The organism is Pseudomonas sp. AK106 (genome assembly GCF_053903055.1).
Map to the genome: position 1 here is coordinate 206257 of NZ_CP096426.1, position 22719 is coordinate 228975.

19 protein-coding genes are annotated in these 22719 nt (G+C 60.7%); 9 read left to right on the forward strand and 10 right to left on the reverse strand.

Features of this window, described 5'->3' with window-relative positions; all coding sequences use genetic code 11:
• Positions 1-115 precede the first annotated feature (115 nt).
• Complete coding sequence (gene thiI, locus M1E04_RS00935; protein ID WP_065991052.1) at positions 116-1570, forward strand: tRNA uracil 4-sulfurtransferase ThiI; 1455 nt, start codon at positions 116-118, stop codon at positions 1568-1570.
• 140 nt (positions 1571-1710) lie between these two features.
• Positions 1711-3531 carry a translational GTPase TypA gene (typA, locus tag M1E04_RS00940; protein WP_065991054.1) on the forward strand — a complete coding sequence of 607 codons (1821 nt, stop codon included), beginning with the start codon at positions 1711-1713 and terminating at the stop codon, positions 3529-3531.
• Between the two features lie 207 nt (positions 3532-3738).
• Here the strand turns inward: typA and M1E04_RS00945 are convergent, their stop codons facing one another.
• The 3 genes from M1E04_RS00945 to M1E04_RS00955 form a co-directional block, all read right to left on the reverse strand.
• Positions 3739-4194: a YkgJ family cysteine cluster protein gene (locus M1E04_RS00945; protein ID WP_065991059.1), complete on the reverse strand. Its 456-nt coding sequence runs from the start codon at positions 4192-4194 to the stop codon at positions 3739-3741.
• A 121-nt stretch (positions 4195-4315) separates the two neighbouring features.
• On the reverse strand, positions 4316-5701 hold the full coding sequence (locus M1E04_RS00950) for a GTPase/DUF3482 domain-containing protein (protein ID WP_065991061.1): 1386 nt from the start codon (positions 5699-5701) through the stop codon (positions 4316-4318).
• Entirely contained in the window at positions 5694-7073 is a 1380-nt protein-coding gene (locus tag M1E04_RS00955) for a DUF2868 domain-containing protein (RefSeq protein ID WP_456292239.1), read from the reverse strand. The genes M1E04_RS00950 and M1E04_RS00955 overlap by 8 nt, the downstream gene beginning before the upstream one ends.
• 253 nt (positions 7074-7326) lie before the next feature.
• On the opposite strand from M1E04_RS00955, the gene M1E04_RS00960 reads away from it, so the two are divergent.
• Both M1E04_RS00960 and M1E04_RS00965 read left to right on the forward strand, forming a co-directional pair.
• The gene (locus tag M1E04_RS00960) at positions 7327-7839 is read left to right on the forward strand and encodes a dihydrofolate reductase (protein WP_296307008.1); all 513 of its coding nucleotides are present in this window, start codon (positions 7327-7329) and stop codon (positions 7837-7839) included.
• 216 nt (positions 7840-8055) lie between these two features.
• Positions 8056-9111 (forward strand): HAD family hydrolase, encoded by a 1056-nt coding sequence (locus tag M1E04_RS00965; RefSeq protein WP_296307010.1) that lies wholly within the window; start codon positions 8056-8058, stop codon positions 9109-9111.
• A 44-nt stretch (positions 9112-9155) separates the two neighbouring features.
• On the opposite strand, the gene M1E04_RS00970 is transcribed toward M1E04_RS00965, so the two are convergent.
• Positions 9156-10424 (reverse strand): DASH family cryptochrome, encoded by a 1269-nt coding sequence (locus M1E04_RS00970; RefSeq protein WP_296307012.1) that lies wholly within the window; start codon positions 10422-10424, stop codon positions 9156-9158.
• A gap of 142 nt (positions 10425-10566) precedes the next feature.
• Here M1E04_RS00970 and M1E04_RS00975 point away from each other — a divergent pair, with 142 nt between their 5' ends.
• Positions 10567-11031 carry a DUF3429 domain-containing protein gene (locus M1E04_RS00975; protein WP_065991072.1) on the forward strand — a complete coding sequence of 155 codons (465 nt, stop codon included), beginning with the start codon at positions 10567-10569 and terminating at the stop codon, positions 11029-11031.
• A 143-nt stretch (positions 11032-11174) separates the two neighbouring features.
• Here the strand turns inward: M1E04_RS00975 and ilvD are convergent, their stop codons facing one another.
• Positions 11175-13022 carry a dihydroxy-acid dehydratase gene (gene ilvD / locus M1E04_RS00980; protein WP_410930345.1) on the reverse strand — a complete coding sequence of 616 codons (1848 nt, stop codon included), beginning with the start codon at positions 13020-13022 and terminating at the stop codon, positions 11175-11177.
• Between the two features lie 471 nt (positions 13023-13493).
• Here ilvD and M1E04_RS00985 point away from each other — a divergent pair, with 471 nt between their 5' ends.
• Positions 13494-13952, forward strand: coding sequence for an REP-associated tyrosine transposase (locus M1E04_RS00985; RefSeq protein ID WP_456292240.1), 459 nt, complete (start codon positions 13494-13496; stop codon positions 13950-13952).
• 233 nt (positions 13953-14185) lie between these two features.
• Here the strand turns inward: M1E04_RS00985 and M1E04_RS00990 are convergent, their stop codons facing one another.
• Positions 14186-15382, reverse strand: coding sequence for a class I SAM-dependent rRNA methyltransferase (locus M1E04_RS00990; protein ID WP_410935306.1), 1197 nt, complete (start codon positions 15380-15382; stop codon positions 14186-14188).
• 167 nt (positions 15383-15549) lie between these two features.
• Between M1E04_RS00990 and M1E04_RS00995 the strand changes: the two genes are divergently transcribed.
• The 3 genes from M1E04_RS00995 (at position 15550) to M1E04_RS01005 (ending at position 17777) form a co-directional block, all read left to right on the forward strand.
• Complete coding sequence (locus M1E04_RS00995) at positions 15550-16416, forward strand: HDOD domain-containing protein (protein ID WP_074890184.1); 867 nt, start codon at positions 15550-15552, stop codon at positions 16414-16416.
• A gap of 36 nt (positions 16417-16452) precedes the next feature.
• Positions 16453-17265 (forward strand): bifunctional DNA-formamidopyrimidine glycosylase/DNA-(apurinic or apyrimidinic site) lyase, encoded by an 813-nt coding sequence (mutM, locus tag M1E04_RS01000; RefSeq protein ID WP_296310354.1) that lies wholly within the window; start codon positions 16453-16455, stop codon positions 17263-17265.
• Positions 17266-17441: 176 nt separating this feature from the next.
• The gene (locus M1E04_RS01005; protein ID WP_065991088.1) at positions 17442-17777 is read left to right on the forward strand and encodes a multidrug transporter; all 336 of its coding nucleotides are present in this window, start codon (positions 17442-17444) and stop codon (positions 17775-17777) included.
• Here M1E04_RS01005 and ggt read toward each other — a convergent pair.
• The 4 genes from ggt to M1E04_RS01025 form a co-directional block, all read right to left on the reverse strand.
• A complete protein-coding gene (gene ggt / locus M1E04_RS01010) occupies positions 17759-19501 on the reverse strand; it encodes a gamma-glutamyltransferase (protein ID WP_446731153.1) in 1743 nt (580 codons plus the stop codon). The two genes, M1E04_RS01005 and ggt, sit on opposite strands and share 19 nt — an antisense overlap.
• An 80-nt stretch (positions 19502-19581) precedes the next feature.
• Entirely contained in the window at positions 19582-19833 is a 252-nt protein-coding gene (locus M1E04_RS01015) for a YfhL family 4Fe-4S dicluster ferredoxin (RefSeq protein WP_065991092.1), read from the reverse strand.
• Positions 19834-19932: 99 nt separating this feature from the next.
• The gene (coaD, locus tag M1E04_RS01020) at positions 19933-20412 is read right to left on the reverse strand and encodes a pantetheine-phosphate adenylyltransferase (protein WP_065991094.1); all 480 of its coding nucleotides are present in this window, start codon (positions 20410-20412) and stop codon (positions 19933-19935) included.
• 858 nt (positions 20413-21270) lie between these two features.
• Positions 21271-22710, reverse strand: a complete 1440-nt coding sequence (locus tag M1E04_RS01025) for a coniferyl aldehyde dehydrogenase (protein ID WP_456292241.1) — start codon at positions 22708-22710, stop codon at positions 21271-21273.
• Positions 22711-22719 lie beyond the last annotated feature (9 nt).

Consider the following 22719-nt stretch of genomic DNA (forward strand, 5'->3'; position numbering starts at 1 on the left):
ACAGGGCCGTTTTGGTGCGTGGACGATTGACTGTACGATAACTGGTTAAACCTTGAGCAATTTCCGCTATAATCCGCGCCCCCCTTTTTCGACCGGGACCTAGCGCGCTGTTTTCATGAAATTAATCGTCAAAGTCTTCCCAGAAATCACTATCAAAAGCCGGCCTGTGCGCAAGCGCTTCATCAAACAGCTGGCCAAGAACATCCGTACGGTGCTCCGCGATCTGGACCCGGCGTTGGTGGTGGATGGCGTGTGGGACAACCTTGAGGTCGAAACCAGGGTCGAGGATGCCAAAGTGCTGCGCGAGATGACCGAGCGGCTGAGCTGCATGCCCGGCATCACGCACTTTCTGCAGGTTGACCAGTATCCGCTGGGCGACATGGAAGACATCTATGAGAAGTGCAAGCTGCACTTCGGCGATGCGATCCCCGGCAAGATATTCGGGGTGCGCTGCAAGCGAGCGGGTCATCACGACTTCAGCTCCATGGACGTCGAGAAGTACGTCGGCAGCAAGCTGCGCCGTGAATGCAACGCCGCCGGCATCTCGCTGAAGGCCCCGGAAGTCGAAGTCAGAATCGAAATCCGCGACCAGCGCCTGTTCGTGATTCACAGCCAGCACAACGGCATGGGCGGTTATCCGCTGGGTTCGCTTGAGCAGACCCTGATCCTGATGTCCGGTGGTTTTGACTCCACCGTGGCCGCGTACCAGATCATGCGTCGTGGCCTGATGAGCCATTTCTGCTTCTTCAACCTGGGCGGACGTGCCCACGAGCTGGGCGTGATGGAAGTCGCGCACTTCATCTGGAAGAAGTACGGCAGCTCCCAGCGCGTGCTGTTTGTCAGCGTACCGTTCGAGGAAGTTCTGGGAGAAATTCTCGGAAAAGTCGATAACAGTCATATGGGCGTAGTATTGAAGCGTATGATGTTGCGCGCCGCGACGAACATTGCCGACCGGCTGGAAATCGACGCGCTGGTCACCGGCGAGGCGATTTCCCAGGTGTCCAGCCAGACGCTGCCCAACCTGTCGGTCATTGATTGCGTGACGGAGAAGCTGGTCTTGCGGCCGCTGATCGCCAGTCACAAGCAGGACATCATTGACTTGGCCGATCAGATCGGCACCGGCGATTTTGCCCGGCACATGCCCGAATACTGCGGGGTGATTTCGGTGAACCCGAAGACCGCTGCCAAGCGCAACCGGGTCGAGCACGAAGAAAAATCGTTCGACATGGCCGTGCTCGAGCGTGCGCTTGAAAACGCTCGTCTGGTACCGATCGATCGCGTGATCGAGGAATTGGGCCAGGACGTTCAGATTGAAGAAGTTGGTCAGGCGCTGGCCGGGCAAGTGGTCATCGACATCCGTCACCCGGATGACGCTGAAGACCGCCCGCTGGCGCTGACTGGCGTTGAAGTACAAACGCTGCCGTTCTTTGCATTGAACAGCCGTTTCAAGGAACTGGATGATACGCGCCAGTACCTGCTCTATTGCGACAAAGGCGTCATGAGTCGCCTGCATGCTCATCATCTGCTCAGTGAGGGGCATGCCAATGTGCGCGTTTATCGACCGAGCTAAGTGCCCGGGGCTGTTTGCCTGTGGCTTGCGTCACCGGCCCCCCGACACCAGTCGTCAGCCGTAACGGCTTTCGCCGGCTCCACCGTTCATAGCTGCCTACAATCAGACAGCTGACCGAATCCTCTGATCGAGATACACAAGTGATCGAAAATCTACGCAACATCGCCATCATTGCTCACGTTGACCACGGTAAAACTACCCTCGTTGACAAGCTCCTGCGCCAGTCCGGCACCCTTGAGCGCAACGAGCTCAACGACGAACGCGTGATGGACTCCAACGACCAGGAAAAAGAACGCGGTATTACCATTCTCGCGAAGAACACCGCGATCAACTGGAATGGCTACCACATCAACATCGTTGACACCCCGGGCCACGCCGACTTCGGCGGTGAAGTAGAGCGCGTGATGTCGATGGTTGACTCCGTTCTGCTGCTGGTCGACGCCCAGGACGGCCCTATGCCGCAAACGCGTTTCGTGACCAAGAAGGCTTTCGAAGCCGGCCTGCGTCCAATCGTCTGCATCAACAAGGTTGACCGTCCAGGCGCGCGTCCGGACTGGGTTCTGGACCAGATCTTCGACCTGTTCGACAACCTCGGTGCTACCGAAGAACAGCTGGACTTCAAAGTCGTCTACGCCTCGGCCCTGAACGGTATTGCCGGTCTGGATCACACCGACATGGCTGAAGACATGACCCCGCTGTACCAGTCGATCGTCGACAACGTCCCTGCGCCAAAGGTTGACCGTGACGGCCCGTTCCAGATGCAGATCTCGGCACTGGACTACAACAGCTTCCTGGGCGTTATCGGTGTTGGCCGTATCGCTCGTGGCCGCGTCAAGCCAAACACTCCGGTTGTTGCGATCGGTGCTGACGGCAAGCGCCGCAACGGCCGTATCCTGAAGCTGATGGGTCACCACGGTCTGCACCGCATCGACGTCGAAGAAGCTGCTGCTGGCGACATCGTTTGCATCAGCGGTATGGAATCGCTGTTCATCTCCGACACTCTGTGCCACCCGGACACAGTGGAAGCGATGAAGCCGCTGACCGTTGACGAACCCACCGTTTCGATGACCTTCCAGGTCAACGACTCGCCGTTCTGCGGTAAAGAAGGCAAGTTCGTGACGTCCCGTAACATCAAGGAGCGTCTGGACAAGGAGCTGCTGTACAACGTTGCTCTGCGCGTTGAAGAAGGCGACTCGGCTGACAAGTTCAAGGTCTCCGGCCGTGGTGAGCTGCACTTGTCGGTACTGATCGAAACCATGCGTCGCGAAGGCTTCGAAATGGGTGTCGGTCGTCCTGAGGTGATCATCCGTCAGGTAGACGGCGTGAAGCAGGAACCGTTTGAAAACGTGACCATTGATACCCCGGAAGAATCCCAGGGCAAGGTCATGGAAGAGATGGGGCTGCGTAAGGGCGACCTGACCAACATGGTGCCGGATGGCAAAGGCCGTGTGCGTCTGGAATACAACATCCCTGCTCGTGGCCTGATTGGTTTCCGTAACCAGTTCCTGACCCTGACCAACGGTGCTGGCATCCTGACCTCGATCTTTGACCGCTACGACACCATGAAGTCCGGCGACATGTCCGGTCGTCAGAACGGCGTTCTGGTATCGGTTGAGACCGGCAAGGCACTGACCTATTCCCTGGAAACCCTGCAGGCGCGCGGCAAGCTGTTCGTCGAGCACGGTCAGGAGATCTACAACGGTCAGATCGTTGGCTTGAACAGCCGCGATAACGACATGGGCGTGAACCCAACCAAAGGCAAGAAGCTCGACAACATGCGTGCTTCGGGCAAAGACGAAACCATCGCTCTGGTTCCACCTGTTCGCTTCACCCTGGAACAGGCTCTGGAATTCATCCAGGACGACGAGCTGTGCGAAGTCACCCCTAAGTCGATCCGTCTTCGCAAGAAGATCCTCGACGAAGGCGAGCGTACCCGTGCTGCCAAGAAAGCCAAGGCGTAACTAGCCCCGGCTGAACGAAAACGCCCCCGGTCGAAAGGCCGGGGGCGTTTTTGTTTGTCTGCGTTTTGGTTTGGCCGGTGTCGATGCTGTGAGGGCGATGCCGCTCAATCCGGCCTCTTCCCGGCTAAAGCCGGTCCCACTAAGGTCTGCGCGCCTTTGGTAGGACCGGCTTCAGCCGGGAAGGCGTACACGAGCACTATAGAAGGTTTAGAACTTCAACGGCACCCGGCCGGAGTTCGAATTCAACGTACCGGTAGCTTCGCGCACGACTTCTTTCGGTTTATAGGCGCAATAACCCGGGCGCGGGCCGATCTTCGGGTGGTTGCGGCAAGTGTCGGGGCGTTTGTCATAGATGGTGCACAGCCGGCTCTTGCGATCCAGGTACAGGCAATCGTTGTTGCTCATGCGCTGGAGGGTGAAGATCCCGGACTTCTGATTGAAGCGCTCGACGATCCCGTCCTTCTGCAAGCGTTTGGCGATGTTCTTCGGGTTATCGCCCTGTTCGAACTCGTCGACGATGCCGATGCGGATCAGGTCCTTGATCTTCACTTCCACAGGGAGCGTGCAGCAACTGGAAACACAGCCTCCGCACATGTAGCTGGAATATTTCTGCCAGGTCTCGATGCGGTCGAGTTCTGCAGCGGCGATCAAGGTGGGTTTCATGCGCGTGTGCTTCCGGGTGTATCGGGCGCGCGATCATACCGGTCCGCGCGCAATTCCCCTATCGCAAAATCGTCGGGGCGACTGTCGGCTGCTGACCGGTAGAGCATTGCGGCCGCCCATTTCAGACCAGCACGGTCTTTGCCAAGGCCTCGACTTGCTCCTGCCGCTCGCTCTGGTTCAGCTTTGCGCCAGGATTCAGCGACGACCATTGCGGATGCGCTCGCGCCTTGTGCAGCGCCTCCGGCAGCTTGCCTTCGCGCCAGGTCTTGTCCAGAGGCGCGGTCAGTTTGATGCTCTCCATGGCGGCGTGGCCGCGCACTTCCAGCGCTTGCAGCAATTGCCGTTGGCGCAGCGCCAACAGCCGCAGCACGGCATCGTCGACCGTCAGTTCGCGCTGCCCCTTGAATTTGTCCATCAGCCGCCCGCCGTAACTGCGCGCTGTTTGCAGAGCGCCGCCGGCAATCGCGCCGACCAGTGCCGCCGCACCCAGCGTGATGCCGCCCACCAGCAAGTCCACGCCTGCACCTGCCGCCGCGCCCGCAGCAATACCGCCACCCACACGTACGCCCAGCAATTTCAGGGTTTCGGGATTGAACAGGTCATCCCCCCAGCGGCCATCCATCAACGGCAAATCGCTGGCCGAGGCATCTTCTCGACGAAACGCGTAGAGCTTGAGCAGCGACTCGACGCAACGTTGTTCGCGCTGGCGCACGGCTTTGCGCAGATCGTCGATGGCCGCCTGTACCTGACCGGAATCCGTCGCAACACTTCGGCGGCAGGCAGCGCAGTCCAGCAACAGCTCGGAGATCAGCCTGGCGGCGCTCTGCTTGCGAGCCTCGCGCTGGGCCTGCTGATCTGCGATGAGACGCTCCAGTCTGCCGCGGGAGGTTTCCAGCAGCAGGGCCAGGCTTTCATACAGACGGCGTTCGCCATCTTCGGGCGGTGCAACGCTGTCAAAACGCACCAGCGCGTGCAGGCCGAGACGCGCCAGCGCTTCACGCCAGTCCGGTTCGCGCTGCTGCGCACTGCTGACAAAATTGAGCACGGGCAGCAACGGCTTGCCGCAACTGGCAAGCACCGCAAGCTCGTCGCGGTACTTGGCAAGCACCGGCTCTCGCGCGTCGATCACGTACAGGCCGGCGTCGGAGGCGAGTAGCTGACGAAGCACTTTGGCCTCCTGTTCAAAACGCTGGCGCGCCTCGCTGCCTTCCAGAAAGCGCCCGAGCCGCGCCGGGCCGTCGAGCCGTTCGCCGGGTCGGTCCAGCCGCTCGAGGTAATCCAGCAGGGCGATGGCGTCTTCCAGGCCGGGCGTGTCGTACAGCTCCAGCAGCGCCTCGCCATCCACCGACAACCGCGCGCCTTCGACGTGCCGGGTGGTGCTCGGGCGGTGGGAGACTTCGCCGAAGCCGACGTCGCGGGTGAGCGTGCGCAACAGTGAGGTTTTGCCGACGTTGGTGTGGCCGACCACGGCCAGTTTCAACGGGCGAATTGCGTCCTTGTCAGTCATGCCCGCTCTCCAGCCAGGTCATCGGCGCACTGTCGGTCCAGTGCAGTTCAAGCTGCTGCAGCGCCGTGTGCCAATCCTCCAGTCGGTCGGCGTCCAGCACCTGTCCGGTGGGGGCCGGCAACAGCCAGATGCGCGTCGCGGTGGCGCAGCGAGCCAACTCGGCAATCAACGCCAGGCTGCCGCGATCCGGCGAGCGACGTGGATCGCAGGCGATGGCAAGACGCGCAGGCGGGTAGCGTGTCAGTTGGTCGAGCAGTGTGCGCCTTGACTCACGGGAGTCGAGAATGCCGGCGTTGACCACGCTGTCGGGCAGCTCGGGCGGCCACGGCTGCTGATTGTCCAGCTCGATGGCGACCAGCAGCGCGCCCTGGCTTTCGCTCGCTGACGGACCGGTGACCACGGTGTGAAGCTCGGGAGGCGCGGCATCGTTGATGCCCAGCCGTTCGCTGCTGGGCATCAAGCGCTCGCGCAGCTCGACGAAACCGGGATGGCTCAGATCCAGTGACAACCCTCGTCGACCCACGCGCCAACGCAGGTAACACAGCATCGTCAGCAGCAAGCGCGGCATAATACCGAACACCACCAGCACGCCGACCAGCCATCCAGCCCAGGCCTGACGGGCGTTTTCGATGGCGAGCGCGTTATCACCGCTGGCGCGGATCATCGACTCGGTGGGGACGCTGAAACCGAGAAGCGAGGGGATTGCTCCCAGGCCTCGGGTCAGGCTGACAAAGGTGTCGCTGCCCAGAATGGTGGTTTCCCAGACGAAGCCGTAGCGCCGCGTCGCCATCAGTAACAGCAGCAGCGTCAGGGCGCTGACCAAGGCGAGCAGCCACAAGCCGTTGACGCAGATACCCAGCACCCAGCGGTTCAGGCGCTTGCGTTGCAGCAGCAATATCAACGCCGGCGCGAGCTGCGCCGCCTGGGCATCGCGCGCCAGTTTCTCGCTGAGCCACAGCCAGAGGCGACCGAGGCCGGCGGTACTTTCCCCGACGAAGAGCACGCCGATGGTCCAACTCAACAGCAGAATCAGGTTAAGCCCCAGCAGGCTGCCGAGCGCCCAGAACACATTGACGGGCGTCTGGCCGTCGCCCAAGGCAGCGAACGCCAGTCCGGCGCCGCTGACCACCGCGAACACCGCCAGCACGATCAACGCCAGGCGCGCGCCTTGTTTCCAGTGATGCAGCGCCTTGAGCATGCCGTCGCGTTCGGCGAGCCACAGGGCGCGGTGTTTGATCCGGGTTTGCAGGTCGCCCGCCGAGGCGCGTGCGCGGCGGTTGGCTTCTTCGTCTTCGAGCGCGCCGGCGTGTTCTTCACGCAGGCGCACGGCTTCGGTCAGCCAGAGTTCATCAAGGGGAGTCAGTGCAGTCACGCGGCGTCTCGTCGGTAAAGTCGTGGGTGAGCATAACCGGTGTGGCTGCGATCGCGCATTGCCAAGGGTTCGCGGTGTTTGGACAACCGCCATCGCGAGCAAGCTCACTCTTATAGGTTCGTCGTTCGCAATTTTCCGCGTCTGCGGACATTGTAGGAGTGAGCTTGCTCGCGATAGGGGCCTTCCAGGCGATGGTCATTCGGCTCGCACTCCGTGGAAGGAATCAGAGGGCGGCCTCTGATATCCTCGCGCCATGAAAAAACATCTCCCCTTGAGCTTGATCGCCGCACTCGCTGAAAACCGGGTGATCGGCGTCGACAATTCCATGCCCTGGCACTTGCCGGGTGATTTCAAATATTTCAAGGCGACCACGCTGGGCAAGCCGATCATCATGGGTCGCAAGACTTGGGATTCGCTCGGTCGTCCGCTGCCGGGGCGGTTGAATCTGGTGGTCACGCGCCAACAGGATTTGCAGCTTGAGGGCGCCGAGGTCTTCACCTCTCTGGAAGCGGCGGTGCACCGCGCGGAAGAGTGGGCGGCCGAGCAGGGCGTCAGTGAAGTGATGCTGATCGGCGGCGCCCAGCTTTACGGCCAGGCCCTTGAGAACGCTGACCGCCTGTACCTCACCCGCGTGGCGCTGAGTCCTGAAGGAGACGCGTGGTTTCCGGAATTCGATCTGGCGCAGTGGAAACTGGTTTCCGACACGCCAAACCCGGCACTGGATGACAAGCCTGCGTACAGTTTCGAGGTTTGGGAGCGGGCCTGATATCGCTATCGCGAGCAAGCTCACTCCTACAGGGGAATGCGGTCAACTGTGGGAGTGAGCAGCCCAACGCTGTCACAAAAATGTCGGTTTCATGTCATCTGTCGTGAATGGCGATCGGGGTGACGCCATCAGAACAGACGTTGTCGCTGACGCATCCAAACAGTCATGGCTTTTTGTTACGGTCCTCCTCGAACCAAAAAAGGGGAGGGGATCACCATGAAATTCGTACCAACATTATTGGCCACCGCGCTGTGTCTGGGTCTGGCCGGACAGGCACTCGCCACCGAACTGACCCACTGGCCTGCGCCTGCCGCCAAGCAGCTCAACGCCATGATTGCGGCAAACGCCAACAAAGGTAATTTCGCCGTTTTCGACATGGACAACACCAGCTACCGCTTCGACCTGGAAGAGTCGCTGCTGCCGTTCATGGAAAACAAGGGGCTGATCACCCGCGACACACTCGATCCTTCCCTCAAGCTCATCCCGTTCAAGGACACCGCTGACCACAAGGAAAGCCTGTTCAGCTACTACTACCGGCTTTGCGAAATCGACGACATGGTCTGCTATCCGTGGGTCGCGCAAGTGTTTTCCGGCTTCACCCTCAAAGAGCTCAAAGGCTACGTCGACGAGCTGATGGCCTCGGGCAAGCCGGTGCCGAGTACGTATTACGAAGGCGATGTGGTCAAGACCATCGAAGTGCAGCCGCCCAAGGTCTTCACCGGTCAGGCCGAGCTGTACAACAAGCTGATGGAAAACGGTATTGAGGTCTATGTCATGACCGCGGCGTCAGAAGAGCTGGTGCGCATGGTCGCCGCCGATCCCAAATACGGCTACAACGTGAAGCCGCAGAACGTCATCGGGGTGACCACTCTGCTGAAGAACCGCGAGACAGGCGAGCTGACCACCGCCCGCAAGCAGATCACCGCCGGCAAATACGACGAAAAGGCCAACCTCGGTCTTGAGCTGACGCCTTACCTGTGGACCCCGGCGACCTGGATGGCCGGCAAGCAGGCAGCGATTCTGACCTACATCGATCAGTGGAAAAAACCGGTGCTGGTGGGCGGCGACACCCCCACCAGCGATGGCTACATGCTGTTCCACAGCGTCGACGTCAGCAAAGGCGGCGTTCATCTGTGGATCAACCGAAAGGACAAGTACATGACCCAGCTCAACGGCATGATGAAGACCAATGCCGAGGCTCAGGCCAAAGAAGGCTTGCCGGTCACGGCGGACAAGAACTGGGTGATCGTCAAGCCGGACGAGATTCAGTAAGCCGTCTCATTGCGCGGCGCGGCGATTTGCCGTGTCGCACTTTTTCAGGCCCATAACCTGCGGTATGCGCCGTCGGCATCATGTTCGTCGGCCTGCTTCACGGTGTTGAAGCGCCGACCGCCCCGCGGGTCCGTTCCGTAGCCGGCGATGTACAGCCAATTGCCCTGATTGCTGTAAACGTCGTAATCCACCAGCTGCGCCTCGAACCACGCGGCCCCGGCGCGCCAATCACCCTTTAGATCGAAGATCAGGTAACTGGCGACGATCTGGCGCATGCGGTTGGACAGATAGCCCGTCGCTGCCAATTCCCGCATACCCGCGTCAATCAACGCCTCTCCGGTTTCACCCCGACACCAGCGCGCAAAGCCCTGTGGATTGTGGCCCGGTTCGCTGGTCCCTTTCAGGCCGCTGGCGCAATAGAGAAGCCGGCCGTATTTCAGATGCAGCAAGCGAAAGTAATCGCGCCACAGCAACTCGAAGTAGATCCAGTACGTACTGTCATTGGCGCCATGTTCGGACTCAAAAGCCTTCAGCGCCTGATCGACCTGCGGCGCTGAAAGCGAACCGCGTGCAAGCCAGGGCGAAAACTTGGTGGAGTCGTCCACAGCGCTCAAGTTGTTGCGGGTGGCTTTATAGCTGTTCGCCAGGCCCCGGCGAAAATACTGCTGCAGATGCTCGATGGCCGCGTGCTCGCCGCCGTGAAATGCTTGCTGTTGGTAAGGAAACGCCGAGCGGGAGTCCGGAACCGCAGACGTTTGCAGCGTGACCGGTTCAATCCTCACACCTTGCGGCAGCGCTGGAATTGTCGCTGGCGATGGTATGGCGGGGCGGGCAGAAGCGTGGGCCTTTTCCACAAGACGCCGAAAGCTGCTGAATACGTCGGGCAGCTGCTCGACCGCCATTGGCAATTCATCCAGCGTAAACAGCGTCGATTGCCAGTGATCCTCCACGGTCAGTCCCGCCGCGCGGAGGGCTTGCACCTGTGCTTCCTCTTCCGGCGCCGCGATGCGTTCGCAGATGATCGTATCGATGCCCAGCTCGTGGGCCAGGGCGACGAGGCGTTCAACGGACTCACCCTCAATCTGCATCAGCGCGTTGCCTCGTGCGCTCAGCTGCCCGGCCAGTGCGCTGACCGCGGTCTGTTCGAAATACTGGCGGTGGGCGCCGATGCGCTCGAATCCCCACGGCGTGGACGTCACCACGGGTGTGCAGTAAACCGGCAGCAGCGTGTGGGCAAGTTCGCATGCGTGGGTGAATGCGGGGTTGTCGGCAAGCCGAAGGTCCTGACGGAACCAATAGATCAACGTATTCATGTGAAGGTCTCAGCGCCCAGGGATCGAGGCCTTGATCAGTGGGTGACAGGACGTGGTCCTTTTTCCGGTCGAGCAAGAGAAGCTAAACAGCATTGCACTTTTGAGCCATAGTCTTTCAAGTAAATGACTGAAAGGGGCTCAAATGAAAGCGTTGTCGCTGTCTTCGTCGCCAAGGTACGTGGCGCTGCTGGGTTATGGCGGTTTGCTGCCGTTCGTTGGGCTGCTGTTGCTGATCCTGTTTGCAGTCGACTACCGAGCTTTCTTGACGCACGCGCTGCTCGCTTACGGAGCGGTGATCCTGAGTTTTGTGGGCGCGCTGCATTGGGGATTCGCCATGACCCTGCAAGGCTTGAATGCCGACCAGTGTCGCGAGCGGTTCATCTGGAGTGTCATCCCGGCGCTGATCGCCTGGCCCGCACTGTTATTGCCGGCACCGTTGGGGCTGTTGCTGCTGATTTTCGGTTTCGTCACGCACTACTGGCAGGACCGGCGTCTGGTGAAAACCACAACACTGCCCGACTGGTATTTGCCGATGCGCCTGCGTTTAACGTTGGTCGCCAGTCTTTGCCTGCTGCTGGGAGCGATCACTGTAGCCGTTGGCTCCTGAAACCGCCGGTGTCCGGATCTGTTGGAGGCTAATTGAAGGTTCGGCCGGGTGTTCGACCCGTGCCCGAGCCTTACCTCCTCCAAGCGGTTGGCAGGCAAAAAAACACCCCGACATGCGGGGTGTTTTCCAGTGCGGGTTGATGCTTACGGCATCAGCTTGTCGAGCATCGCCTTGTCACGCACAGCACCCTTGTCGGCGCTGGTCGCCAGCAGGGCGTAGGCCTTGAGGGCGGTGGTCACTTTGCGAGGGCGTGACTCAACGGGTTTCCAGCCTTTCTTTTCCTGCTCGGCGCGACGTTCGGCCATTTCCGCGTCGTCGATCAACAGATTGATCGAGCGATTCGGAATATCGATCAGTACTTTGTCGCCGTCACGGACCAGACCGATCGCGCCACCTGCTGCGGCTTCAGGAGACGCATGGCCGATGGACAGGCCAGAGGTCCCGCCCGAGAAACGCCCGTCGGTCAGCAGCGCACAGTCTTTGCCCAGACCTTTGGATTTCAGATACGACGTCGGGTACAGCATTTCCTGCATACCCGGGCCGCCTTTCGGACCTTCGTAACGGATGATCACGATGTCGCCGGCCTTCACTTCGTCCGCCAGAATGCCGCGAACAGCGCTGTCCTGACTTTCGAAGATCTTGGCGTTGCCTTCGAACACGTGAATCGACTCGTCCACGCCAGCGGTTTTCACCACGCAGCCGTCCAGCGCGATATTGCCGTACAGCACGGCCAGGCCACCTTCCTGGGAGTAGGCGTGCTCGACACTGCGGATGCAGCCGTTCTCGCGGTCGTCGTCCAGGGTTTCCCAACGGGTCGACTGGCTGAAGGCCGTCTGGGTCGGAATGCCCGCAGGGCCCGCTTTGAAGAAGTGGTGCACTGCTTCGTCGTCAGTCTGGGTGATGTCCCACTTGGCGATGGCTTCTTCCATGGATTTGCTGTGCACGGTCGGCAAGTCGGTGTGCAGCAGGCCGCCACGGGCCAGCGAGCCGAGGATGCTGAAGATGCCGCCGGCGCGGTGGACGTCTTCCATGTGGTACTTCTGGATGTTCGGCGCGACTTTGCACAGCTGCGGCACGCGGCGCGACAGGCGATCAATGTCGCGCAAGTCGAACGGAATCTCGGCTTCCTGGGCAGCGGCCAGCAAATGCAGGATGGTGTTGGTCGAACCGCCCATGGCGATGTCGAGGGTCATCGCGTTCTCGAACGCCTTGAAGTTGGCGATGTTACGCGGCAGCACCGACTCGTCGTTGTCTTTGTAGTAGGTTTTGCACAGGTCGACGATGGTGCGCCCGGCCTGCAGGAACAGCTGTTCGCGGTCCGAGTGGGTCGCCAGCGTGGAGCCGTTGCCCGGCAGTGCAAGGCCCAGTGCTTCAGTCAGGCAGTTCATCGAGTTGGCGGTGAACATCCCGGAGCACGAACCGCACGTCGGGCAGGCGCTGCGCTCGTATTCAGCGACTTTTTCGTCGGACGCGGTGGAGTCGGCAGCGATGACCATGGCGTCGACCAGGTCCAGGCCGTGGCTGGCGAGCTTGGTCTTGCCGGCTTCCATCGGACCGCCGGAGACGAAGATCACCGGGATGTTCAGGCGCAAAGAAGCCATCAGCATGCCGGGGGTGATCTTGTCGCAGTTGGAGATGCAGACGATTGCATCGGCGCAGTGGGCGTTGACCATGTATTCGACGGAGTCGGCGATGATCTCGCGGCTGGGCAACGAATACAGCATGCCGTCATGGCCCATGGCGATGCCGTCATCCACCGCGATGGTGTTGAATTCCTTGGCGACGCCGCCTGCTCTTTCGATCTCGCGCGCCACCAGCTGACCCATGTCTTTCAAATGGACGTGGCCCGGAACGAACTGGGTGAACGAGTTGGCGATGGCGATGATCGGCTTCTTGAAATCGTCGTCCTTCATGCCCGTGGCACGCCACAAGGCGCGCGCGCCGGCCATATTGCGGCCGTGGGTGGACGTTTTCGAACGGTAATCAGGCATTGGAGCACTCCGGCTAATCGGCTGAATGAGGAAGGGAGTGAGCTTCTAGTGACGTCGTGTGCAAAAGGCAGTGACCGGATGCAGCGAAGAAACCGAACGATACGGGATCACCGTACGCCCAGCCTGAGCTCATAAACCCGCCGGGGATGACTGGCGATGAATAGCGCTGATTCTACACCTGTGGGGGCGGGAGGGAATGGTGGGAAGTGGGGCTGCGGACTCATCGGTCTGATTGCCAAACGGGTCGGTGGGGGATCCGACCTCAATCGCGAGCAAGCTCACTCCTACAAAGATGCCCCCTGATTCGAGCGATCAATGGTCCCGGCACGAATGCAAAGTTCGGCGCGGAACCACTGTAGGAGTGAGCTTGCTCGCGATAAGGATCTTGCAGACACATCCGGAATCTCTGTTTGGCGTCTACCCCTCAGGCACTGTTCTAGCCTTCCTGGTAATCACCAACGGGAGCGACTAATGCCGGAATTACCGCGTGGAAGATATCTAAGGAGCGGGAGATTTTCGGAGTCGGGACGGATTTACCTCGTCACGTCGGTCACCCATAACCGGGAGCAGGTTTTCAACGACTGGAAGCTGGGGCGTTTGGTCGTAAACGAGTTTCGCGCTGTTCAGTCCTCGGGGGCGGCGGATTCGTTAGCGTGGGTCATCATGCCCGACCACATCCACTGGCTGCTTGAACTGACGGGAGGTGAACTCACTCGGATTTTACAGGGAGTGAAATCGCGAAGCGCTCGCGCAATCAATCAGTCGCGAGGAACGCACCGGCAAGTCTGGCAGAGGGGTTTTCACGACAGAGCATTACGACGGGAGGACGATCTTTTGATGATGGCCAGATACATTGTCGCCAATCCGTTGAGGGCTGGATTGGTCAAACGGGTCGGAGATTATTCGCTGTGGGACGCGAGTTGGTTTTGAAGCAGAATCGCGAGCAAGCTCACTCCTACAGGTACTGTGCATCGCCTGTAGGAGTGAGCTTGCTCGCGATCTGTTGCGAAGCGACAGTAATCCTGCAATCGCATTCACTCAGACATGTCCCTGTCGTCTGATTTGCTGCCGGTTCCCGGCAGATCGCGGGACAAGCCACGCTCCTACAGGTTCTGCAGATGGCCTGTAGGAGTGGGCGGCTCGTTACGTCACGCTATCAGCCATCAGCTGTTCGGCAACAACCGGCAGGTGATGCTTTTGATGTAACGCGTTTCGGGGATTGCAGGGTGGACCGGGTGGTCCGGGCCCTGGCCTCCGCGCTCGAGCAGCTGGATGTTGCGGTCCAGATGGCGGGCACTGGTCAGGAGGATGTTTTGCAGGTCGTCCTCCGGCAGGTGCATTGAGCAGGAAGCGCTGACCAGAATGCCGTCCTTGCTGAGCAGGCGCATGGCTTGCTCGTTCAGGCGGCGGTAGGCGCCTTCGCCGTTCTTCATGTCTTTCTTGCGTTTGATGAACGCGGGCGGGTCGGCAATGATCACGTCAAAACGCTCTTCAGCCGCTTTCAGTTCCTTCAGCGCCTCAAACACGTCGCCTTCGATGCAGGTGACCTTTTCCGCGAAGCCGTTCAGTGCGGCGTTACGCTCGACACCGTCCAGCGCGAAGGCTGACGCGTCGACGCAGAAGACTTCGCTGGCGCCGAAAGCACCGGCCTGGATGCCCCAGCCGCCGATGTAACTGAACAGGTCCAGTACACGCTTGCCCTTGGCGTACGGTGCCAGGCGCGCGCGGTTCATGCGGTGGTCGTAGAACCAGCCCGTCTTCTGGCCTTCCATCACCGGCGCTTCGAACTTCACGCCGTTCTCTTCCAGCGCGACCCACTCCGGCACCAGGCCGAACGCGGTTTCAACGTAGCGGTTCAGCCCTTCGGCGTCGCGTGCGGCGGAGTCGTTCTTGAGCAGAATGCCGCTCGGCTTGATCACTTGAATCAGCGCGGCGAGCACGTCGTCCTTGAGCTGCTCCATGGCCGCTGACGCCAGCTGCACCACCAGAATGTCGCCGAAGCGATCCACCACCAAACCTGGCAACAGGTCGGAGTCGCCGTAGACCAGACGATAAAACGGCTTGTCGAACAGACGCTCGCGCAGCGACAGGCAGACATTCAGGCGATGAACCAGCAGCGACTTGTCCAGTGGCAGCTTGATGTCGCGGGACAGCAAACGTGCGCAAATCAGGTTTTGCGGGCTCATCGCGACGATGCCCAGCGGCTTGCCGCCCGCAGCTTCCAGAATGGCTTGAGCGCCCGGAGCAAAGCCGTTGAGCGGGGTGGCAGCGACGTCGATTTCGTTGCTGTAGACCCACAAATGACCGTTGCGCAAACGGCGATCGGCGTTGGGCTTGAGGCGCAAGCTAGGCAGGGACATGACGTCGCTCCGGAAAAAAGAGCGGGAGTATAGCGCGTGAACCCTCTGACGGGCGCGCCGTGGTCGATTACCGTCTGGCTGTCCGTCGGATCCGTTGGATCGTCATCCAGTTGTCGACCCGTGGCCGCGAGGGGTTAGAATCGTGGCCTGACCCCGAGTGTGAAGTTATGTCCCAAGAGCTTACGTCCGAGCAGATCCAGCAGGCGTTACAAGGCATCAGCGTTCCGCCCCAGCCGCAAATCATGGTGGATTTGCAGATGGAGCAGTACATGCCTGACCCTGACTTGGGTGCCATCGCCCGGTTGATCGCCCAGGATCCGGGGCTCTCCGGCGCGCTGCTGAAAATCGTCAATTCCAGCCATTACGGACTGACCAACAAAATCGCCTCGATCCAACGGGCGGTGAACCTGCTCGGCAGCCGCTCGGTCATCAACCTGATCAACGCACAGTCGATCAAGGGCGAGATGAGCGACGAAACCATCGTCGTGCTCAACCGTTTCTGGGACACCGCCCAGGACGTCGCAATGACCAGTCTGACGATCGCCAAGCGCATCGGCTCGCAAACGGTCGACGAATCCTACGCACTGGGCCTGTTTCATGACTGCGGTGTGCCGCTGATGATCAAGCGTTTCCCCGACTACATGAGCGTGCTCGAAGAGGCGTATTCCAACACCACCGCCGAGTGCCGGGTGGTCGACACCGAGAACCGGCTGCTGAACACCAACCACGCCGTTGTCGGTTATTTCACCGCCAAGTCCTGGCGTTTGCCTGAACATGTCAGCAATGCGATCGCCAATCACCATAATGCGCTGGCGATTTTCAAGGACGACTCGGGTCGCAACGCGCCACTGAAAAACATGCTGGCCGTGCTGAAGATGGCCGAGCATGTCTGCGAATCCCACCGCGTATTGGGCAACGAGCCCGTCGACCACGAGTGGAACAGCATTGGTCCTCTGGTGCTCGATTACGTTGGCTTGTCCGACTACGACTTCGAAAACCTCAAGGAAAGTATTCGCGAGCTGAGCGCGCACTGACCCTGCGCCTGACCTTGCCCTTCATCGAGCTGCCGCATGCCTGAATTACCTGAAGTCGAAACCACCCGCCGGGGCATTGCGCCGCATCTGGTGGGCCAGCGCGTGAGCCGCGTGATTGTGCGTGATCGTCGCCTGCGCTGGCCGATCCCCGAAGACCTTGACGTGCGCCTGTCAGGTCAGAAAATCGTGGCTGTCGAGCGTCGTGCCAAGTATTTGCTGATCCAGGCGGAGGTCGGCACGTTGATCAGCCACCTCGGCATGTCGGGTAATCTGCGCCTGGTGGACGCCGGTCTGCCGCCCCTCAAGCACGAGCACGTCGACATCGAACTCGAGTCCGGCCTGGCCTTGCGCTACACCGACCCTCGGCGTTTCGGCGCCATGCTCTGGAGCCTCGACCCGCTTAACCATGAATTGCTCGCGCGCCTTGGGCCGGAACCGCTGACCGAGGTGTTCGACGGGCTGCGTCTGTTCGAGCTGTCCCGTGGCCGGGCAATGGCGGTCAAGCCGTTCATCATGGACAACGCGATCGTCGTGGGTGTCGGCAACATCTATGCAACCGAGGCCCTGTTTGCCGCCGGCATTGATCCGCGCCGCGCCGCCGGGAGCGTGTCCAAGGCACGCTATATAAAGCTGGCGATTGAAATCAAACGCATCCTGGCCGCCGCCATCGAACGGGGCGGTACCACGCTGCGTGATTTCATCGGCGGGGACGGCCAGCCCGGTTACTTCCAGCAGGAACTGTTCGCCTACGGACGCGGCGAGGAACCGTGCAAGGTGTGCGGGACCACGCTGCGAGAAGTGAAGCTGGGTCAGCGGGCGAGTGTTTATTGCCCCAAGTGCCAGAAGTAGTTCCAGACAGCAGCAGAGCCGTCGGCCTGGATCGCTGACTGCCCCGGATCGCGAGGGTTTATCCGATCCCTCCTACAGGGCGTGTCTTGTCAGTGAGACACGCCGCCTCTTGCGTAAGCCCGCGCCCTGTTTATAGTGAACAGCTTCATATCTGCCTTAGCTTGAAGGACCATGCCATGAGCCCGTTTCGCATGCTTGCTGCCACCCTGGCCGTGTTCTTCGGCTTGCAATTCACGCCTGCGCTGGCTCAGGACGCGACCGGCAGTGGTGACCCCGTCTACGAAATCGAAAGCCCTCCCGCCTACGCGATGATCGGCGACCTGCTGATCGCGCGGCCGATTCTCATTGCTGCCACCATCATCGGCGCCGGGTTGTTCGTGGTTGCACTGCCGTTTACCGCCGCCGGCGGCGGCATTGGCCGAACCGGCAAGGCGCTGGTGGTGGATCCGGGCAAGGCGGCATTCGTCCGCTGCCTGGGTTGCACCGGCGACGGTTATGGCAAGCAGGACTGATCGGCGCAGGCGCGCATCAGCTTCAGCGCGTCACTGGGTTTGAAAGTCGTTGATACGCCAATGCCACGCGGGTCACTGGCCGCTTCGACCCGGGCACTGTTCTTGTGCCATAACAGCACCTGCTGATTGCCGAAATCCTTCGCCGTCTCCTTCAGCGCATAACCGCGCTCGCGCAGGTCCGCCAGTTCCTGCTCCGTGAATGTCTCCGGCTCGTACTCCACCACATCCGGCGTGTACTGGTGGTGGTAGCGCGGCGTTGATGCCCAGTTGGCAATCGGCTGCTCGTCCAGATACTGCAGCATCGACAGCAGCACCATGCTGGGGATGCGGCTGCCGCCCGGGGTACCGAAGGCAGCGAGTGATTGCGGGCCTTCGATGAAGCTCGGGCTCATGCTTGAGATCGGTCGCTTGCCCGGCTCGATGGCATTGGCGTGTCCGCCGGCTGAGGCCGAGTTGCCCTGACCTTTGGGGTCTATGGCAAAGTCGTCCATCTCATCGTTGAGGATGATCCCGGTGCCGGGCACGGTAAACGCTGAGCCGAAGGGCAGGTTTAGCGACAGTGTCGCCGTCACGGCGTTGCCTTCGTTGTCCAGTACGGCGAAATGGCTGGTGTTGTCGCCCTCACGCCAGCGCGGCGCGGGGGGCAGGGTGTTATTGGGCGTGGCGCGGTGGGGATCGATGCTGGTGGTCAGCTGCAGCAAGTAGTCGGTGGACAGGAGTTGAGCCACCGGGTTGGGCACGAAGTCCGGGTCGCCCAGCAGCACGCGATCACGATACGCACGGCGAAGCGCCTCAATCACAAAATGCGCCCGCTGAATGTTCTCCGACCCCCGCCACGGCAGCTGTTGCAGCATCGACAGGCTTTGCGCCAGTGCAATGCCACCTGCCGAGGGCGGCGGTGCGCTGATCAGTTCCCGTTGATCGGCCATCTGAAAGCGCAGAGGCGTTCGCGTGATGACTTCATATTCTTCGAAATCATGGTAATTCCAGATACCGCCGGCGCGACGCACCCCACTGACCATCGCCTGTGCCACCAAGCCACTGTAGAACCCGGCGCGGCCGTTATCGGCAAGGCGCCCCAGGGTTTGCGCCAGCTCAGGCTGGGTGATGACGTCACCCAGATTCGGCACGTCGTTGTTGCGCAGGAACAGGCGCGCGCTCTCTTTATTGTTGCGCAACGCGAACAGCCGCCAGCTGGCGCGCTCGCGATAAACGCTGTCCACCTTGAAGCCGCGGTAGGCGACCCGGATGGCGGGCGCCAGCGAGATCGAAAGCGGCAATCGGCCATAGCGTTCGGCGAGCTCGACCAATGCCGCGGGAAGCCCGGGGATCGCGGCCGCCAGTGGTCCGTTAAGGGACAGGTCCGGCTGGAGGATCCCGTTGCGGTGGAACATTTTGGGTTTTGATTTGAGCGGCGCCTTTTCGCGCGCGTCGAGAAACTGATACTGAACGGGGTCGCCGGATTGGCGCAGCAGGAAAAACCCGCCGCCGCCGAGGCCCGACCCGTAAGGTTCAACGACGGCGAGCGTGGCACTGATGGCAATGGCGGCATCGAATGCGTTGCCGCCATCCACCAGGATTTCCCGGCCGGCGGCGGTGGCAATGGGATGCGGGCTGGCGATGGCAGCCTGATCGGGGTGATCGGGGCTGGCCTGGGCCGAAAAAGCGCACAGCAGAAACACTGCGCCTGACAAAACAGGTATCCGTTCCAGCATAGAGATCATGCGTATCTCGCTCAATTCAACGGGCGTTATAAGCCAGTGTCTTCGGCGAAAGCACGTATGCCGACAGGATATGCGTTCGGTTATGCCTTGCTGGTGATCAGGTTGTACTTGGCCATGAGCTCGTCCTTGCTCTCCACGTGGTTTTCATCCAGCGGGATGCAATCCACGGGGCAGACTTGCTGGCACTGCGGCTCGTCATAGTGGCCGACGCATTCGGTGCACAGGTTGGGATTGATCACGTAGATCTCTTCACCCTGGGAAATCGCTTCGTTCGGGCACTCGGGTTCGCAGACGTCGCAGTTGATGCAATCGTCGGTGATGATCAGGGACATGGATACTCCTGCCACGGTCGACACCGGGGCATATCAAAACGAATGCGGCGAATTGTGCCGCATTAGCGCTCGGTATGCACCTTACCTCGACGCAAGGCCTCAGGCTTTGAAACGTTCGCTCAGCGCCTGGGCCACGGCGGGGTGGACGAATTTGGTGATATCACCGCCCAGCGCTGCGATTTCCCTGACCAGCGTAGATGAAATGAACGAATAGCGTTCCGACGGCGTAAGAAAAAGACTCTCGATGTCCGGGGCCAGTTGCTTGTTCATGTTGGCGAGCTGAAATTCATACTCGAAATCCGACACTGCACGCAGGCCGCGCAGCAGGATGTTGGCGTTCTGTTCCTGAGCGAAGTGCGCCAGCAGTGTCGAGAATCCTACGACTTCCACGTTGTGCAGGTGCTTGGTCGCTTCGCGGGCGAGCGCAACACGTTGCTCCAGTGGGAACAGGGGGTTTTTCTTGGGGCTGGCGGCGACGGCGATGACCACTTGATCGAACAGGCGCGAGGCGCGCTCGACCAGATCGCCATGACCCTTGGTAATAGGGTCGAAGGTGCCGGGGTACAACACTCGGTTCATCGCGTCGTCCTGGTCGGAGTTCGTTGGGGACTGGATGGTAGCGCAGCAGGCTGAGCGGGCCAAGCTGCCGAGGAGTGTAGTGGGAAGCTTTGCGGTGCAGCGCGAGACGCCTTCCCGGCTAAAGCCAGTCCTACAGGACGATCGCGTTCAAATAGTGGGACCGGCTTCAGCCGGGAAGAGGCCAGTGTGGGCACCGTCAGATTTGCGGTGTGACGCGAGACGCCTTCCCGGCTAAAGCCAGTCCTACAGGACGATCGCGTTCAAATAGTGGAACCGGCTTCAGCCGGGAAGAGGCCGGTGTGGCCACCGTCAGATTTGCGGTGTGACGCGAGACGTCTTCCCGGCTAAAGCCTGAGCTACAGGACGATCGCGTTCAAATAGTGGGACCGGCTTCAGCCGGGAAGAGGGCAGTCTGGGCACCGTCAGATTTGCGGTGTGACGCGAGACGCCTTCCCGGCTAAAGCCAGTCCTACAGGACGATCGCGTTCAAATAGTGGGACCGGCTTCAGCCGGGAAGAGGGCAGTCTGGGCACCGTCAGATTTGCGGTGTGACGCGAGACGCCTTCCCGGCTAAAGCCAGTCCTACAGGACGATCGCGTTCAAATAGTGGGACCGGCTTCAGCCGGGAAGAGGCCAGTGTGGGCACCGTCAGATTTGCGGTCTGACGCGAGACGTCTTCCCGGCTAAAGCCTGTGCTACAGGACGATCGCGTTCAAATAGTGGGACCGGCTTCAGCCGGGAAGAGGCCAGTGTGGGCACCTTCAGATTTGCGGTGTGACGCGCTAAAGCCAGTCCCACAATGTTCCACAGCCAGCTCAATGCACGGGGGTGTTGGGTCAGTCAGAATTCGCAAGCGCATCAGCGCACGAACAGTCGCTGAATCAGCGTCTGGATCGCCTTTCCATAGGGCGGGTAGAGCAGCCGCGCCGCGTTGAACCGCTGTTTGATCAACACGCCTTTGGCATGACTAAACGTCAAAAACCCCTCGTGTCCGTGGTAATGGCCCATGCCTGACGCGCCGATGCCGCCGAAAGGCAAGTCGTCCTGGGCGACATGGAGCAGGGTGTCATTCAAGCAGACGCCGCCCGAATGCGTCTGCTCCAGCACGCGGCTCTGTTCATGCCGTTCGTAGCCGAAGTAGTACAGTGCCAGTGGCCTGGGCCGCTGATTGATGTAGGCGAACGCCTGCTCGATCTGGTCGTAGGGTACGATCGGCAGCAGCGGGCCGAAGATCTCGTCCTGCATGATCAGCATGTCGTCGCTCACATCCAGAATCAGGCTGAACGGCATCCTCCTGTCCTGCCCCTCGGGGAATAGCTGAATCACGCGAGCACCTTTGGCTTGCGCGTCGGCGAGATACGAATTCAGGCGTGCGACATGCCGCTGATTGATGATCGCGGTGTAGTCCGGGTTATCCGTCAATGTCGGATAAAACCGTGTGACCGCCTCCTTGTAGGATTCGACGAATTCGTCAACGCGATCCTTGGGCACCAGCACGTAGTCGGGAGCCACGCAGGTTTGTCCGGCGTTGAGGGTTTTGCCGAAAGCGATGCGCTCGGCGGCGTCCTTGAGCGGTACGTCGCGGGACACGATGGCGGGGGATTTTCCGCCCAGCTCCAGCGTCACCGGCGTGAGGTTGTCCGCCGCCGCGCGCATGACATGCCGCCCGACGCTGGTGGCGCCCGTGAACAATAAGTGATCAAACGGCAACCTTGAAAAAGCCACGCCAACCTCCGCCTCGCCCAGCACAACGCCGACGTGATCTTCCGCAAACACCCGCGCCAGCAGGCTTTTCAGCAGCGCGCCGGTGGCGGGCGTGGACTCGCTGAGCTTGAGCATCACGCGGTTACCCGCCGCCAGTGCGCCCACCAGCGGCCCGATGGCCAGGTACAGCGGGTAATTCCAAGGCACCACCACGCCGATCACGCCCAATGGCTGGTAAACGACTTTGGCGCTGGCGGGCTGGAACGCCATGCCGACGCTTCGGCGGGAGGGCCGCATCCATTTCTTCAAATGACGCTGGGCGTGGCGGATGTTGTGCAGGCAGGGCATCAGCTCGGCGAGAAGCGTTTCGTCGGCGCTGCGGTGGCTGAAATCAGCGTTGATTGCATCAATGATCGCCTGGCGCTCGCTGCTGAGCAGCGTGTGCAAGCGATCGAGCCATTGTTTGCGCTCTTGCAGGACCGGCATCGGATTGGCGGCGAATGCGCGTCGTTGCTCGTCGAATACCTGTTCCAGATGGCGGCGCGGGCAAGGAGCGTCGTCTGCATATGGCAGAAGATTAGAGTCGACGGGCATCGCGGCGGT